The following is a 15,666-nucleotide window of genomic DNA, read 5'->3' as shown; positions in this document are numbered from 1 at the left end:
CCCTCACATCCCGTCGCCTTCGGCCGAACCCTCCCGCAGTGAGTGCGGGAGGGTTGGCTGGAAGGCTGCGAAAGCTGAGGGAGGGTCCGGGTTAGCCGGCGGCTGTGAGGAACTTCTTCAGGAGCGGCCCGGACGTTGTGGCCCCGAGGCCGCCGTCCTCCACAAAGACGGCCACAGCCAGGTCGCCGTGCGTCGCGATGATCCAGGCGTGCGTCTTCGGCGGGTTGTCGTCGCCGAATTCTGCCGTGCCCGTCTTGGCACCCACGGGTGCGCCGGGGACTTCGGCGAGGAATCCGGCGTGGCCCGAGGTCACCACGGCGCGCATCATGTCAGCGAGGGACGCGGCTTCCGCCTTGGTCAACGGTTTTTCCGCCGCCGGGGCGGGAGCCTCGGCGGTAACGGTCGACGACGGCGCGGCACCGTCTGCGGGCGGTGCACTTGCCGTCTCGCTTGGCGATGGGGACGGCGCCGTGGCGGCGTCCGGGTTGAGGACCAGCACCGGCGAGACCGGCGCGCCCTTTGCTACCGATCCTGCCATGACGGCGGCAGCCAAAGGCGACATCAGCACCTTGCCCTGTCCGATCATGGCTGCAGCGTGGTCAGTGCCTTCGGCTTCACCGGGAACGGACCCAAGGAACGCGTCGGCCCCCAGTTTCGGAGCCTCAACCGCCACACCGAGGGACGTGGCCGCAGACTCCAGCTCGGCCTGGGTCACCTTGTCCCGTGCCGCCATGAACGCGGTGTTGCAGGAGTGCGCAAAGGCGTCGCGCAGCGTCACCGAACCCAGCGAGTCCTTGGGGTAGCCCTCGGCGTTCTTGAACGTGCGCCCGTCCACGGTGAGCGTGGGCGTACACTCCACCTTCGACTCCGGGGTGAACCCGTTGCGCAGCATGGCCAGGGAATCCACCACCTTAAACGTGGAACCGGGTGCATACTGCCCCAGCATGGCGGTGTTGTAGCCGTTGCTTCCTTCACCCGAGGCCGCGGCCAGAACGGCTCCCGTGGACGGACGGAGGGCCACGATGGCGGAGGCAGGCTTGACGTCTGCCAGCGTGTCCTCGGCAATCTGCTGCAGCTTGGGGTCGAGGGTGGTCTTGAGCGGTGTCCCGGCCGTGGCCTGGATCTCGAAGACCGTTCGGCGCGGGTCGGTGGCTGCATCCCGGATCTCCGCGGCGGTGAGGTCGGCGCGCTGGACCCGTATGACAATGCCGTCCGTGCCGCGGAGCTGGGCGTCGTACTGCTGCTGCAGCCCTCCGGTTCCGATCACGTCGCCGGCGGTCAGGGCGCCGTCGGACTTTTCGATCTGTTCCGCACTGGCCTCACCCACGGTCCCAAGGACGGCACGGGCGAAGTTGCGCGTGGGGGCGAGGGGCAGCGAATCCTTGATGGCCCGGCCACCCGGAATGGCCGCGATCTCCGCGTCGGTCACGGCGCGCCCGGCGGTGTCACGGAGGGTGATCGCGGATGCGAAGGCTTCAGGTCCGGAAGCCTCGACCTGCTGGACGTAGGCGGCGGGGTCCGCGCCCACGAGTTTTGCCAGTTTCGTGGCCGAATCGGCTGCGTCCGCAGTGCCTAGCTGCGGCTTGTCGATGCCGACGTTGATCACGGGCCGGTAGGTAACGAGCTGGACGTCCTGGACACCCAGGATGTCTGCCCGCTGTGGAGACTGGGTGGCTTTGCTGAGGATTTCGCCTTCGGCGAGGTCCGGCACGAGCATTCCCGGGGACCACACGGTCAGCCACTTGTCGCCCGACTTCCGCAGTTGGGCGTTGACTGTGTACTTCCATTCGCTGGACTCAATCTTCCAGCTGTAGTTCAAGGGGATTTGGGCAGTGTCCCCGTCGAGCTGGAGCTCACCCGTGTCGACGGCCGGCTTGATCGGCTGGAGCGCCTTGAATACCTGGTTCAGGTGGTCGTTGGCGACGGTGGAGTCGCGGCCGTCAAACGCCACCGGGCGCACGTCCAGCCCTGCTACGGCCGAGGCGAGTTGCTTGGCGGCAGCCTCGGCGCCGCCCCGGCCGTCGTCGCAGGCGACCAATGCCGTGCCAAGTATCAGTCCAATGAGAGCGAGCGAAAGATTTTTGGTGTTCCCCATGGCGTCATTATCCCCCGAGGGGAGACGTGTGCCTGTCACGCCACCCAGGAACACCCAGGAGCGGCCGGCAACCGGGCAAAACCCTCCGCCGCTTGAGGCGCGAACGGACACGTGGTGCCCCGGGATCCGCCGCCAAGGGGGCTTAACTGCCCGTTCGCGCTCCGTCGGGTCAGATGCCGAGCGCGGGAACGTCCAAGCCGAATATGTCTCTTAGTGCATATTTCGCCGCATGGAATCCGGGCATCCCCGTGACACCCGGGCCCGGCGGCGTGGACGAGGAACACAGGTACACGCCGCGGGCAGGCGTCCGCCACGGGACCGGCGACACGACGGGACGCTGCAGCAGGCCGCGGACGTCCAGCAAGCCAGCGCTGAAGTCGCCGCCGATGTAGTTCTCGTTGTAGGCCGCCAGTTCGGCGGCGGTGGTCACCTTGTATTGGAGCACCACGTCCCTGAAGCCGGGGGCGAAGCGCTCCAGCTGGTCAATGACTGACTGACCCATGTCCACCGCGGAGCCCGGGGGAACATGGCAATAGCTCCAGAGGATGTGCTTGCCGGCCGGCGCCCGGCTGGCATCCACAGACGAGGGCTGAGACACCAGAACATACGGCCGCTCGGGATGCCGGCCCTCCGCAACCTCGTGTTCGGCCTGCGCTATTTCGGCCCGCGTTCCGCCGACGTGGACGGTGCCGGCGGCGGCGAGGCCCGGGGCCGCCCAGGGCACGGGGCCGGACAGGATGAAGTCCACCTTGCAGGCGGCGCTGCCGAAACGGTAGGAGTCCAGTGATCGGCGGTAGGACGCGGGCAGCCGGCTCCCCGCAATCCGGGCAAGCGCCGGCGGTGCAACATCCAGCAGGACAGCCTTGGCGGGCTCAAGTTCCGCCAGCGAGGTGACGGTGAATCCTGGCTGGATTGTTCCCCCGTGCGCCTCAATATCCTTCACCATCGCAGCGGCAATCGCCGACGACCCTCCCACGGGAATGGGCCACCCGTCCCCGTGGGCGAGGGCAGTCAGGAGGAGACCCGCTCCCGCTGCCGCAAGGGACGGCAGGCGCCCCACCGCGTGGGCCGCCACCCCGCTGATGAGGGCCGGTGCCAGGTCCCGCCGGAACCTGAGATTCCAGAGCGGCGATCCCTGTTCGAGTGTCCGGATGCCCAGGACTGCGGCGGACAACGGATCGGACGGGATCCGCAACAGCTGGTCCGATGTGGTCTCGACGATCCCATCCAAGCGCCTGACCAGCGGCGCCATGAGCCTGCGGTAGGCGCGGCCGTCACGGCCCAGTTCGTCGGCGGTACGGTCCAGGGAGCGATATGCCAGTGCTGAGCGCGCACCGTCCAGCGGCGAACCAAACTGGATTTTGGGCAGCGCCAGCCCGATGCGCCGCGGCAGTTCGAACGCCTTGAAAAACGGCGAGGCCAGTGCCATGGGGTGCACGGCGGAGCACACGTCGTGCCAGTGGCCCTCCTCGATGACCTGCGACGTCCGGGTGCCGCCGCCGATCTCTGCCGCCGCCTCGTACACATGCACCTTCAGCCCGGCGCGGGCCATGACCACGGCCGCTGCGAGGCCGTTTGGTCCGGATCCGACGACGGCGACATCAGGCACCGCGGGCTGCCGTCCGCCAGGGAAGTACTGACGCCGTCGGGCGCAGGGGATCCAGCCGCAGGCGGTCCGGTGCCTCATCGAACGGTCCTCCGTGAGGATCGTCGAGGAAATGGCGGCGGATGGGGTCGTATGTCGGGTCCCATATATCAAAGGCCACGCGCACCATGAGATATGCCGTTGCGAGCATATGTGCGGCCACAGCCAGGACGTAATAAGGCATGTCGATGTTGTGCTGTGAAACGCCGCCGCTGGTCACTTGGCCAAGATACATCCAGATGGCGGCCCAGTGCAGCCCTTCGATGCCCTGCCAGATGAGGAAGTCACGCCACCGCGGCCTTGCCAGGGCGAGCAGGGGGACCAACCAGATGACGAACTGGGGGGAGTACACCTTGTTGGTCAGGATGAAGGCCGCCACGATCAGGAAGGTCAGCTGCGCAAGGCGTGGCCGCGTTGGTGCAGTCAGCGCCAGCACGGCGATGAGGACGCAGGCCAGCAGGAAGAGGTTAAGGGCGAGCGTGTTGATGGCCTCGGGTGTGAGCACGGTCCACCGCACGCGCTCCGCCACGAGGTTATAGGCGAACCACGGTGAGCTGAATCCTGCCGGCCGGTCCTGCGTAAACTCGAAAAAGTACTTCCAGCCGGCCTGATCCCTTAGCGCAAAGGGGAGGTTGACGGCCAGCCATGTGCCTGCGGCCGCCACTGCAGGGACGACGAAAGCCCTGATTTTGCCGGTGCGCAGGGCCAGCAGGAAGATCGCCCCGAAGATCAGCACCGGGTAGAGCTTGGTCGCGGTCCCCAGCCCTATCAGGATGCCGGCCAGCGCCAGCCGGTCCCTTGAGAAGGAGTACATGCCCAGGGCCAGCAGGGCCACGGCCCACATGTCCCAGTTAATCACCCCGGCCAGGACGATGCCGGGTGCCAGGGCCACCATGGCCGCGTCCCACGGGCGGCGCCGGGTCATCCTCGCGGTCGCCAGCACGGTGACGATCCAGACAGCGGTTATCAGCGTCGCGTTGACGTCGAAGTACCCCAGGACCCGTGCCTCAGTGACCCCTGTCCCCGGGACCAGCCACGCCGTGGCGCCGGCAATGAGGCCCATCAGGACCGGATACTCGAAAAAGGTGCCCTCGGTAAAGAAGGGGAAGGCGCCGTCGCCCAGACCGCGACTGCGGAACAACTCGGGATAGTCGGAGTAGCAGGTGGAGTAGTACTGGGAGGGCGTTTCCCAGCCGTTGACCCGGCAGTAGCCCTTGATGGCGATCCCGGCCAGAGCAGCGAGCACGGTGAGGATGATCAGTACCCGCTCCACCGTGAAGAAGCCCGGAGCAACGATCCCAGGCGCCGAATGCCTTCCCAGGGGGCCACCGACCAGTTCCGTGAAGTTCCTCAGCATGCGGTCGCTCCTGCTTGGCACCACCAGGCGCGCACGCTGACGGTGGGGCGGCGGCTGAGTCTCCTGCATGGCTCCGAGCTTACCGGTGCATTCCAAGGCGCCACGAAACTCGAAGGCGGCAGAATCGGCAGGCGGAGCCGCTGATTTCTCTCGGCGGCGGAAGCCCGCGCACAGCCGCGCGGGCTCCCGGGCAATGCTGTGGCCGGTGCAGCCCATGAGACCTCCCTGTCGAGCGCAAAGGTGCTGATCGCTCAGCTCGCTGCGCGTCTCAGCGCAGGCTGCTCATTTGCTGATGCATCCGGGCGTAGACGTCTTCCCGGTTCTGGTCCAGCAGCTGGCTGTTGAACTGTTGCTGCCGGTCTGCCGCGGTAAGGCGGCTCAGGAGAAGCTCTTGGAGTTTGCGGAGCATTGGCGTTCACCTCCTTTCGGCTGGAGTTGGAGTTGGGCGAGTGGCAGGAAGCGCGGGGAATTTCCGGCATGACAAATAAGGCCATTTGAATCCGGAAAAAAATCGGCACAAATGGACAAAGGAATGCCCGGGAAATAGGGAAATGCGGCGCCAGAATGAAACGGAAGCGCTGAGACCCCAACAAGAAGCAGGTTCTGAATTATGGGGGCACTGCGCAGCGCCAGGATTCCGCCAAGTCAGACGGTCGAGGTCAGACCGCCGAGGTCAAGAGCCTCTCAAGCGGGGCAGGATCATCGTCCCGTAGCAGCTGGCCGGTGAGGACACCGGGGCAGGGTTCAGGAGACGGCGAGTCCGCGAAGAGGGCGCAGGCCAGCAACGGAGGCGGGGAACGCGGTGATGGTCATCTTCCATCCGCTAGTCAAAGTAATCATTTTCCCAACCTCCTTTTCTGCTCTGCCGTGTCCCGGCTGACTGGCCGGGCAACGTGCGCCCATGACCCCGGCAGATCGCTCTGGGGTCAGAAACAAAAGTACACCAGGAATGAGGCAGTTGACTACCTAATTCCCAAACAATTTTCAGACTATGTCTGAATGGGACAAAGTATTTGTTAGAGGCCCCAGCGGACAATAGCCGGCGTCCTTTTATCCCAGCCCAAAGTGCAGACTTTAGCGGTGCCGAGAATGAAGTGCCGGCCCTCTTCGGGGGCGAGTTCCAGCCACCGTGCTGTGAGGATGCGGGAGAAGTGCCCGTGCGCCACGATCAGGACGTTATCCAGACCCGACTCCAGGACCCTGGCCACGATCTTGTCCGCGCGGGCCGCCACGTCCTGCAATTTCTCACCGTTCGGAACTCCGTGGGTCCAGATCAGGTAGTCCGGGTTGTCCTTGCGGATCAGGTCCGAGCTGATGCCTTCGTAGTCGCCGTAATCCCATTCGACGGCCAGTGGTTCGTGCACGGCGTCGGGGAATCCGGCGAGTTCGGCGGTCCGGCGGGCGCGGCGGAGCGGTGAGGTCAGCACGAGGTCGAAATCCACGCTGTCCAGCACCTTGCGGGCTTCCACTGCCTGCTGTTCGCCTTCTACTGTCAGCGGCAGGTCGGTCAGCCCCGTGTACTGGCCGCTCTTGGACCACTCAGTTTCACCGTGCCGCAGGATCCAGAGCTGGGGACGGGCGATGTTGGCGGCGTTCACTTTAGGACTCCTCAGTTGGGGAAGGTTCGACGACGGCTGGAGGCTCTGCGGGACCGGACGCCGGGGGCTGGGGTGCTTCGGGTTCAGACTCAGGCTGCCGCGCCCACCACGCGCGCAGCTTCGACTCCGCGACGGACGGCTCCATCGGCCCGTTTTCCATCCGTTCCTCCAGCAGGAACTTGTAGGCCCGTCCCACGACAGGCCCGGGCCTGAGATCCAGGAGGGCCATGATCTGGGCGCCGTTGAGGTCCGGCCGTACGGCATCCAGGGACTCCTGCTCACGAAGCGCCGCGATCCGGTCCTCGAGGTCGTCATAGGCGAATGCCAGCCGCTCGGCCTTGCGCTGGTTGCGTGTGGTGACGTCCGACCGGGTCAGGCGGTGCAGGCGCTCCAGCAAAGGTCCGGCGTCGGTGATGTAACGGCGGACAGCGGAATCGGTCCACCCGGCGTCGCCATATCCGTAGAAGCGCATGTGAAGCTCCACGAGGCGCGCAACCGCCTTGATGGTGTCGTTGTCGAAACGGAGGGTCCTCATCCGCTTCGCGGTGAGTTTGGCGCCCACCATGTCATGGTGGCGGAAGCTGACCGCGCCGCCCGGTTCAAAACGGCGCGTAGCCGGCTTCCCGACGTCGTGCATCAGGGCCGCGAACCGCAGCACAAAATCGGGGCCGGGCACGGGGCCGTCCGCGTCGGTCTCCAGGGTGGCTGCCTGTTCGAGGACCTGGAGGGAGTGCTGGTAGACGTCCTTGTGGCGGTGGTGCTCGTCGGATTCGAGGCGCAGTGCGGACACCTCGGGCAGCACGAATTCGGCCAGGCCGGTGTCCACCAGCAGGTCCACGCCCACCCGGGGGTGGCGGCCGCAGATGAGTTTCACGAGTTCATCGCGGACCCGCTCGGAGGAAATGATGGCGATCCTGTCGGCCATCTGCGTCATCGCGAGACGAACATCGTCGTGGACGGAAACGCCCAGCTGGGATGCGAAGCGGGCAGCACGCATCATCCGCAGGGGATCGTCCGAAAAGGAAGCCTCGGGGGCGCCGGGGGTGGCCAGTACGGAGCCATGAAGATCGCGGACACCGCCAAAGGGATCCACCAGCTCCATCGAGGGCAGCCTCAGAGCCATGGCATTGATCGTGAAGTCGCGCCGCAGCAGATCATCGGTCAGCGAGTTTCCGAAAGCCACCACGGGCTTGCGGGACTCCGGATCGTAGGCCTCGGCGCGGTACGTGGTGATTTCGATCTGGAAACCGGCCTTGCGCATGCCGATGGTGCCGAAGGCGCGCCCGATCTCCCAGAAGTTGTCGGCCCACTTCTTAATGAGGGCGACCGTCTGGTCCGGCGTGGCGTCCGTGGTGAAATCAAGGTCGGGAGAGGTGCGGCCCAGGAAGAGGTCGCGGACCGGCCCGCCGACGAGCGACAGCTCATGTCCGGCGTCCACGAAACGCTGACCAAGCTCCAGGACCACCGGGTCCACCTGGAAATCGACGGTGTGGAGATCAGTCTTTTGATGTGCGTGCGCCATAGTTACTTAAGCTTGTCAGAAAACCCCGCCCAACCACACCAATCACGGTGATCGCGGGCATTTGGGCGGAAACGGCGTCATACGCAGTCCACCTTGAAGCCATGTTCCAGTCATCATCACGGGACAAGAGTCGTTAGAGTGGACCTCATGGCCCATCCAGTACCGAGCGCCCCCGGCAGGAGGACAAACCCACCGTTGCCGTCGGCAATCGGTGCACATGTCGCGCCTGCACCGCACTCGGCTCCGGCCTCCCTTCCGACCGTTGAGGAAGTCTCCGCCGGCGGCGTCGTGGTGGACACGTCCGACGACGAACTGCGGGTTGCGATCATCGCCCGCCTTAATAGGGGCGGACGTCTGGAATGGTGCCTGCCGAAGGGCCATCCGGAGGGCCGGGAAAACAACGAGCAGGCGGCCGTGCGCGAGATCGCCGAAGAGACCGGCATCGATGGCAGGATCCTGGCTCCGCTGGGCAGCATCGATTACTGGTTCACTGTGAGCGGCCACCGGGTCCACAAGACCGTTCACCACTACCTGCTGCGCGCAACCGGCGGCGAGCTCACCATCGAAAACGATCCTGACAAGGAAGCGGTGGATGTTGCCTGGATACCCATCCACGAGCTCGCCCGTAAACTCTCGTTTCCCAACGAGCGCCGCATCGCGGATCTGGCCCGCGAAGTCCTGCCCGAACACCTCTAGCGTCCCCTTAGCCCGGGACGGGTCCGCCGCCGGTTACCGCAATATGTCCGCCCGGGTGAGACGATGAAGACGATGTCAGCAGCCAATCCATCATCCGAGCAGCCCGGCCAGTCCGGCGAATCGCCTCCCGGCGTCCCGCCTGCTGCTGGCGCGCCTGCGGGCGGGGCCCCCTCCAGCGCCGCCCAGCCCGGCGAAGCCCGTTCCAGCGCCATCATGGCCGCCGGAACCCTGGTCTCGCGCATCCTGGGCTTCGGCAAAACCTGGATGCTCGGCGCCGCCCTGGGACTGGGTTCCACCGTCAATGACACGTTCATCAATGCCAACAACCTGCCCAACCTGATCTTCCTGCTCGTGGCCGGCGGTGTCTTCAATGCCGTGCTCGTGCCGCAGATCATCAAGGCAAGCAAGGCTCCCGACAGGGGAGCGGACTACATCAGCCGGCTCCTCACGCTGGCCGTGCTGGTGCTGCTGTCCCTGACGCTGCTGGTGACGCTGCTGGCTCCCTTCGTCATCGAATTGACGACGCAGGGGTACTCACCGCAGCAGAAGGCCCTGGCCGTCACGTTCGCCTTCTGGTGCCTGCCGCAGATCTTCTTCTACGGCCTCTATGCCCTCCTGACCCAGGTCCTCAACGCCAACGGCGCCTTTGGCCCGGCCATGTGGGCGCCCATCCTGAACAACATCGTGGCCATATTCGGCCTGGGCATGTTCATCTGGATTTTCGGCGCCAATGTGGCCAATCCGCATACATTGGACAGCTGGGGCGACACGCAGACCTTCTTCGTGGCCGGTTTCTCCACTATCGGCGTCATCGCCCAGACAGCCATCCTGCTGATCCCCGTCTTCCGGCTGAGGCTGGGCCTGCGGCCGCGTTTCGGCTGGCGGGGAGTGGGACTTGGCCACGCAGCAAAGCTGAGCGTCTGGACGCTCCTGACCGCCGCCGTCGGCCAGCTCGCCTTCCTGTATGTGATGCGTATCGCCACCATTCCGGGTGCCGAGCGTCTCCGCCTGCAAAAGGCCGGCGACGTTGATTCCGCAGCGCTGCTTCCCGGCAACGCCGTGCTTGAGGTGGCCAGCCAGCTCTACCTGCTGCCGCACTCGATCATCGCGCTGTCGCTCGCCACGGTGCTGTTCAACCGCATGACGCGCGCTTCGCAGGACGGCAACCGCGACGAACTGCGCAATGCATTGTCCCAGGGGCTGCGCACCATGGCGGTCGCGACCGTTTTCGGTGCTCTCGCCCTCTTCGCGTTGGCCGGTCCGCTGGGCATGTTCTTCTCCGGCGGGCTGCGGACGGACGGGATCATGCTGGCGCAGACCCTCACCATCCTGGCGCTCAGCACACCTTTCATGAGCGCGAACTTCATGATGTCCCGGGTCTTCTACGCCAACGAGGATGCCCGGACCCCGTTCTACATCCAGCTGGTCCTGGCGCTGGTGAACGTGGTGGCGGCGTTCTTCATCCAGTTCCTCCCGTTCGACCAGATTATCTTTGCCATCGCCATTCTCTACACGGGCGGCAACATTCTCTCGGTGATCGTCAGTGCGTTCTTCCTGCGCCGGCTCCTGGGGCACCTGGACGGGCCGCGGATCGCCAACTCGTATATACGCATGGGGTACGCCGCCCTCGGTTCCGCCGTTGCCGGCGTCGGCGCCCTCTGGCTGCTGGGCAACTACAGCCCGGTCGGCTTCGCCTGGACCAACCGGCTGACAGCGCTGGTGACCATCATCGTCGTCGGCCCCGTGATGCTGGCCGCCTATCTGCTGCTCCTCAAGCTGTTCCGCGTCACCGAGCTGCGTGACCTGCTCCGTCCGCTGCTCGGACGGCTGGGCCGCGGCACCCGGCCCGGAGCCCGGGGTGATGCTGCTGTCACCGCCGCGGACACGGCGCTGCACGCCGATTCCGCCACGCCCGGGCCACGTTCCGGTTCTGCGGAACGGCCGACGGCGGAACGCGCCACGGTCTCAGCGGATACCGGCTTGATTCCGCGGATCTCGGGCGAATTCGATGCGGCGTCGTTCCGTGCCGGACCGGCCCCCATGCCGGAGGAAGAGGACGGCGGACGCTCCGGCAAATCGACGTACCTGCCGGAGGAGGAGTCACCCAGCAGCGCGCGCGGCAGCGCACTGCGCGAGGAGATCCCCTTGCCGGGCCGGAGGACGTTCCAGGGGAAGCCCGGGCAGAACCCCTACTTCAGGCGCGGACGCAACAAGAAAAATTAAGACGCCGGCCGGGGGTTATCCAGCCCCGTCTCACCCGGCCGTTGCACAGCATCGGCTAGGATCGAAAAAGAACAAGGGTAGTTGCGGGTCAGGTATCAGCCGGCTTGCCGGATGTCTTTCCGCGGTGGCGGCACACCCAGCCCGCGCAATTCCCGGACAGCCTAGGAGGAACACGTGTCCCACCCGATCGATGTCGGATCAGTACTTGGCGGCCGCTACAAGGTCACGGCCACAGTACTGACCTCGCATGACGAGGATCTGGTGCTGGATGGTACGGACCAGGTGCTCAACCGCCCGGTCAGCATTCTGGTGGCCGGTCCCCACAACGCTGACCAGGTGGCGCAGAGCGCCCGCGAAGTGGCCACGGGGGAACGCCCGGGCAGCGTGCAGATCCTTGATCTCGGCGTCAGCGACGCCACCACGTACCTGATCACCAACCACACGGCCGCGGCAGACCTGCTGGACCTCGTGGTTGCGTCCAACCCGCCGTACGTTGAACCATTCTTCACTGACACGCTGGGCAGTGAGATTTTCGGGCAGGCCCGCTCTCATGAACCGGAACTTTACGACGACGAGGAAGAGGTCGACGCCGGCTACATCACCTACGGCGATGCCCACCGGAGTCAGGGTGATGCCTATCTTGCGGCCCGACCCGGCCGCAGCTCTGGCCACGGTTCGTCGGAGCAGCAGGCCAGTGCCGCCGCTCCGAGCGCTCCGGTCCGCAAGGCGCCCATCGTCCCTCCGCTGCCGCCAGGCCGCCCAGGCATGCCGGCGGCAGGCGCCGCCCCGTCCGCAGGTGCCGGCGCGGCCGGTGCAGCCGCAGGAGCCGCAGCTGCGTCCCAGGGCGGGCCGCGGACTGAGATTCCGGAGACCACGGCGCCGCAGCCCGTCCAGCGCGAGAACGTCGAGCAGGCGCTGCTCCAGCGTGAACGCAACCGTTCCGCGACCACCACTGACGGCTCACACGAGAGTGACGCAGGGGCGGCTGATGGCAGGGATGACCAGCCGAAGGTATCGCTGTGGTCCCAGGACGACTATGTCGACGTCCCCGATGAGCAGTACACAGAGGGTAATTACACCGACGATGACAGCCGCCACGGGGACCGGCACGCCAGTAGCTTCCCTGCGGCTGCCGGGACCGGCCTTGCTTCGGCCGGCAGCGACTACGACGACGACGACGAGCCCCGGCAGGAACCGCGATCCATGCGGTGGCTGGTGGGCGGCTTGCTGGCCGCGGTGCTGGTGGTTGGACTGATCTTTGCCGTCACCAACCTCGGCAGCCTGATCAAGCCTGCGCCGCAGTCCCAGGAAACCCCGGGATCAGTGGCAACAACGCCAAGCGAGGCAGCAACTGGAAGCCCCTCGCCAAGCCAAAGCACGGCCGCCGCGGCCGGACCGCCGGCAGTGGAAGGCGTCACACGGCTGGGAATCTTCGACTTTGCCTCCACCTACGACGCCGACCTCACCAAGACGTTCGACGGCAACTCGGCCAGCTACTGGTCTGACATGGAGTTCGCGACGGACAACTGGGGTGGTCTGGCCCCCGACGGTGTGCCGCTCGTGGTCAAGCTGAAGGATCCTTCCAAGATCTCCTCCATCACCCTGAATCAGCTGGGTGCGTCGGGCGGCAACATCAGCGTCTTCACCAACGACCGGCCGTCGCTGGACGGTGCCAAGCAGGTGGGCACCAACAGCTTCACCTCGCCGGACCTGACCATGCCGCTCGCTGAACCCGTCACGGCTGAGTACGTGATCGTGTCCATCAAGAACCTGCCCCGGCTCGCTGCGCCGAAGACCCGCTACGGCTTCGGTCTGCGACTTGCGGAAATCAAGGTTCAGTAGGGCGGTTCAGCGCCGGTCTGCCGGCGGCACGTTCCGGCCCGGGAGCCATACCAGGTAATGGGCATGCTCTGGCACAGCCCGAAACGGTACCCTTGGGGAACGTCTTGTGATGGCGCATGCGTGCAGGTTCCATGCCCTGCACCGGGCCTCCAGAACGTCTGGAATATTCGGCACCGCTAATCAGTTGTGCCATGTGGCCGGCCGAAAACTGGCTCATCGACTAAGGAAGAGGTTCACCGTTCAGTGAGCAACGCAGAAAACAGCGCGTCAGACGTACGTGATGTCATCATCGTCGGCTCCGGTCCGGCAGGCTACACCGCGGCCGTCTATACGGCACGTGCCAACCTTAAGCCGCTGCTTCTGGCCGGTTCCGTCACTGCCGGCGGCGAACTGATGAACACCACCGACGTCGAAAACTACCCTGGCTTTCCTGACGGCATCATGGGTCCGGACCTGATGGAGAACTTCGAAAAGCAGGCCGCCCGTTTCGGAACGGAAATCCAGTTTGAGGACGTCACGGCGCTGGATCTCGAGGGCGACATCAAGTCGGTCACCATCGCGACGGGGGAGACCTTCCGCGCACGGGCCATCATTCTGTCCACCGGCTCGGCATACCGTGAACTTGGCCTCGCCAATGAAAAACGTCTCTCCGGCCATGGCGTGAGCTGGTGTGCAACCTGCGATGGTTTCTTTTTCAAGGACCAGGACATCGCCGTCATTGGCGGTGGCGACTCTGCGATGGAGGAGGCGCTGTTCCTGACCAAATTCGCCAGGTCCGTGACGGTTGTCCACCGCCGCGACACGCTGAAGGCTTCCAAGATCATGGGCGACCGCGCCCAGGCTCACGAGAAGATCAACTTCGTCTGGAACACGGCCGTGGAGGATGTGCTCGGGGGTGACAAGGTGACCGGGCTGAAGCTGAAGAACCTGCTCGACGGCACTGAGTCCGAACTGGCCGTCACGGGAGTCTTCGTCGCCATCGGGAACGACCCGCGCACGGAACTCGTCAAGGACACCCTCGACATGACGGACGCGGGAACCATCGCCGTGGAAGGACGCAGCTCCCGGACGAGCATCAGGGGCGTCTTCGCCGCCGGCGACGTCGTCGATCCCACCTACCGCCAGGCCATCACGGCGTCGGGCTCCGGCTGTGTTGCCGCGATCGACGTCGAGCACTACCTCGCTGACCTTCACGCCTAAGCGGCGTTGAAAACCATCCGAAAGAGAGAGACAGGATTATGAGCAACGCAAAAGATGTCACAGACGCAAGCTTCAGCACGGACGTTCTCGCTGCTGACAAGCCGGTAATCGTGGATTTCTGGGCCGAATGGTGCGGCCCCTGCCGCAAGCTCGGCCCCATCCTGGACGAAATCTCGGTGGAATACGGCGAGAAGGTCGAGGTCGTCAAAGTGAACGTGGACGACAACCCGGCCATCGCAGCTGAATACGGTATCACCTCAATTCCGGCCGTTTACCTGTTCCAGGGCGGCGAAGTGAAGAGCACAGTCATCGGCGCAAAGCCGAAGCAGTTCTTCGAAAAGGAATTTGCGGACGTCCTGTCCTAATCAGACGTCTTCTAGTCAAAGGGACAGCCTTCCTCCGCCAGGGGACAGGACGTGGCCACCACTCCAGGGGAGTGGTGGCCATCCTTTTGTTGTGGCATGGACTTGGCGCTTACGCGTTGGTTGAATGGCGGCCAGGGTAGCGGTCCGGGGAATCACGGGCAGCAGAGGCACTTGCCCTTTGCTGGTGATCTCGCGGCGATTTCAGGAGCTGCAGTTTTTCCACCGGCTACCGGCTCAAAGGCAGACGAGTCGGCGCCGGCTGGCGGGAAGCTGCCGCCTAACAGTATCTGGATGGCAGATGCCGCCGGGTGCATCGATTCCGCGGGAGGTCCGCCCATGCTGGCGGCTACGCTCGGCAATGCTTACGGCGAGACCGAGCTATCCAACGCATAAATGAACCGAATTGCGTTTCCGAAGGTGGCTTTCTTCACCGAGCTGATCTGGGAGCTGGACTAAACCTTCGCAGCGGTACGGGGCTAGGGTGATTTGCGCTCCGGGCCCAGGATTTCGTCTCCTGTCGACGGCCAGCTTCACCCTCTCTATGTCGCCGCAGCACCAACGCTTGCCCTCGGATACCGCTTTCAAGCGTGCCGTTTCACGTGAAACAGTCCCGTACCAAGGTGGCGGCGTCTGGCTTGACCAAGGGCGTCTGGCTGGGCCCAGGGAGTGCCAGCATGCGCCATGGCCGGGCCTTCCATTTTGGCCGATGCATCTGTCGTCTGTCCGGACGCTGTGTCTGAACCGTTCAATGGGAAAACTTCTGCTTCATCGGGCTTTGCGCACCGATGGCTGTCCGCTTTCGGAGACCACCCTCCTGTCATGCGCGAGATTGGCCTGACCTGTGCCGAGGGCGGAGGAGCACTTCAAGGTGGGGAAGCTGAAGCACGGGTTGCTTGGGGTTGAGTGCAGTTGGCCTTCGGCGCCGCCAGGGCCGTGTCTCCGCCCGCCCTCCCATCCATGCGAAAAACGCACGGAACAACTCATCCACGGCCCCTGCCCCTGTCTCCATGACTTGATCTTCGTTTCACGTGAAACGAAGCGCGCAGCCGGAAGCAAGTTGAACGACCATACTGGGCTGGAAATCCGCGCCGGAATCCACCGCATGCCACCCTCTGCAATTGCG

At 65.1% G+C, this 15,666-nt stretch carries 11 protein-coding genes; 5 read left to right on the top strand and 6 right to left on the bottom strand.

The genetic code is table 11. The features are described 5' to 3' along the window. Nucleotides 1-91 precede the first annotated feature (91 nt). The 6 genes from AC3A3W_RS06375 to AC3A3W_RS06350 form a co-directional block, all read right to left on the bottom strand. Nucleotides 92-2,095, bottom strand: coding sequence for a penicillin-binding transpeptidase domain-containing protein (locus tag AC3A3W_RS06375; protein ID WP_487441232.1), 2,004 nt, complete (start codon nt 2,093-2,095; stop codon nt 92-94). 169 nt (nt 2,096-2,264) lie between these two features. Then, nucleotides 2,265-3,704 carry a phytoene desaturase family protein gene (locus AC3A3W_RS06370; protein WP_487441230.1) on the bottom strand — a complete coding sequence of 480 codons (1,440 nt, stop codon included), beginning with the start codon at nt 3,702-3,704 and terminating at the stop codon, nt 2,265-2,267. Further along, on the bottom strand, nt 3,697-5,166 hold the full coding sequence (locus tag AC3A3W_RS06365) for a glycosyltransferase family 87 protein (RefSeq protein WP_487441228.1): 1,470 nt from the start codon (nt 5,164-5,166) through the stop codon (nt 3,697-3,699). The genes AC3A3W_RS06370 and AC3A3W_RS06365 overlap by 8 nt, the downstream gene beginning before the upstream one ends. Before the next feature lie 199 nt (nt 5,167-5,365). Next, the gene (locus AC3A3W_RS06360) at nt 5,366-5,506 is read right to left on the bottom strand and encodes a hypothetical protein (RefSeq protein ID WP_205654735.1); all 141 of its coding nucleotides are present in this window, start codon (nt 5,504-5,506) and stop codon (nt 5,366-5,368) included. A 607-nt stretch (nt 5,507-6,113) separates the two neighbouring features. Continuing rightward, nucleotides 6,114-6,695, bottom strand: a complete 582-nt coding sequence (locus AC3A3W_RS06355; protein WP_487441226.1) for a histidine phosphatase family protein — start codon at nt 6,693-6,695, stop codon at nt 6,114-6,116. 1 nt (nt 6,696) lies between these two features. Continuing rightward, entirely contained in the window at nt 6,697-8,217 is a 1,521-nt protein-coding gene (locus tag AC3A3W_RS06350) for a CCA tRNA nucleotidyltransferase (protein ID WP_487441224.1), read from the bottom strand. 195 nt (nt 8,218-8,412) lie between these two features. Here AC3A3W_RS06350 and AC3A3W_RS06345 point away from each other — a divergent pair, with 195 nt between their 5' ends. The 5 genes from AC3A3W_RS06345 (at nt 8,413) to trxA (ending at nt 14,543) form a co-directional block, all read left to right on the top strand. Then, nucleotides 8,413-8,913 carry an NUDIX hydrolase gene (locus AC3A3W_RS06345; protein ID WP_487441277.1) on the top strand — a complete coding sequence of 167 codons (501 nt, stop codon included), beginning with the start codon at nt 8,413-8,415 and terminating at the stop codon, nt 8,911-8,913. A 72-nt stretch (nt 8,914-8,985) separates the two neighbouring features. Continuing rightward, nucleotides 8,986-11,136 (top strand): murein biosynthesis integral membrane protein MurJ, encoded by a 2,151-nt coding sequence (murJ, locus tag AC3A3W_RS06340; RefSeq protein ID WP_487441222.1) that lies wholly within the window; start codon nt 8,986-8,988, stop codon nt 11,134-11,136. A gap of 174 nt (nt 11,137-11,310) precedes the next feature. After that, nucleotides 11,311-12,978, top strand: a complete 1,668-nt coding sequence (locus tag AC3A3W_RS06335; protein WP_487441220.1) for an ABC transporter substrate-binding protein — start codon at nt 11,311-11,313, stop codon at nt 12,976-12,978. Nucleotides 12,979-13,221: 243 nt separating this feature from the next. Continuing rightward, the gene (gene trxB, locus AC3A3W_RS06330) at nt 13,222-14,178 is read left to right on the top strand and encodes a thioredoxin-disulfide reductase (RefSeq protein WP_487441218.1); all 957 of its coding nucleotides are present in this window, start codon (nt 13,222-13,224) and stop codon (nt 14,176-14,178) included. A gap of 38 nt (nt 14,179-14,216) precedes the next feature. Then, nucleotides 14,217-14,543, top strand: coding sequence for a thioredoxin (gene trxA / locus AC3A3W_RS06325; RefSeq protein ID WP_205654741.1), 327 nt, complete (start codon nt 14,217-14,219; stop codon nt 14,541-14,543). Nucleotides 14,544-15,666 lie beyond the last annotated feature (1,123 nt).

The organism is Arthrobacter sp. Soil_N43 (genome assembly GCF_057655195.1).
This window is presented reverse-complemented; position numbering and strand designations above follow the sequence as displayed.

Bases quoted from the DNA above. Each gene is read 5' to 3' on its own strand.
- AC3A3W_RS06375 (WP_487441232.1), bottom strand. From the start codon at position 2,095: ATGGGGAACACCAAAAATCTTTCGCTCGCTCTCATTGGACTGATACTT.
- AC3A3W_RS06365 (WP_487441228.1), bottom strand. From the start codon at position 5,166: ATGCAGGAGACTCAGCCGCCGCCCCACCGTCAGCGTGCGCGCCTGGTG.
- AC3A3W_RS06360 (WP_205654735.1), bottom strand. From the start codon at position 5,506: ATGCTCCGCAAACTCCAAGAGCTTCTCCTGAGCCGCCTTACCGCGGCA.
- AC3A3W_RS06350 (WP_487441224.1), bottom strand. From the start codon at position 8,217: ATGGCGCACGCACATCAAAAGACTGATCTCCACACCGTCGATTTCCAG.
- murJ (WP_487441222.1), top strand. From the start codon at position 8,986: ATGTCAGCAGCCAATCCATCATCCGAGCAGCCCGGCCAGTCCGGCGAA.
- trxA (WP_205654741.1), top strand. From the start codon at position 14,217: ATGAGCAACGCAAAAGATGTCACAGACGCAAGCTTCAGCACGGACGTT.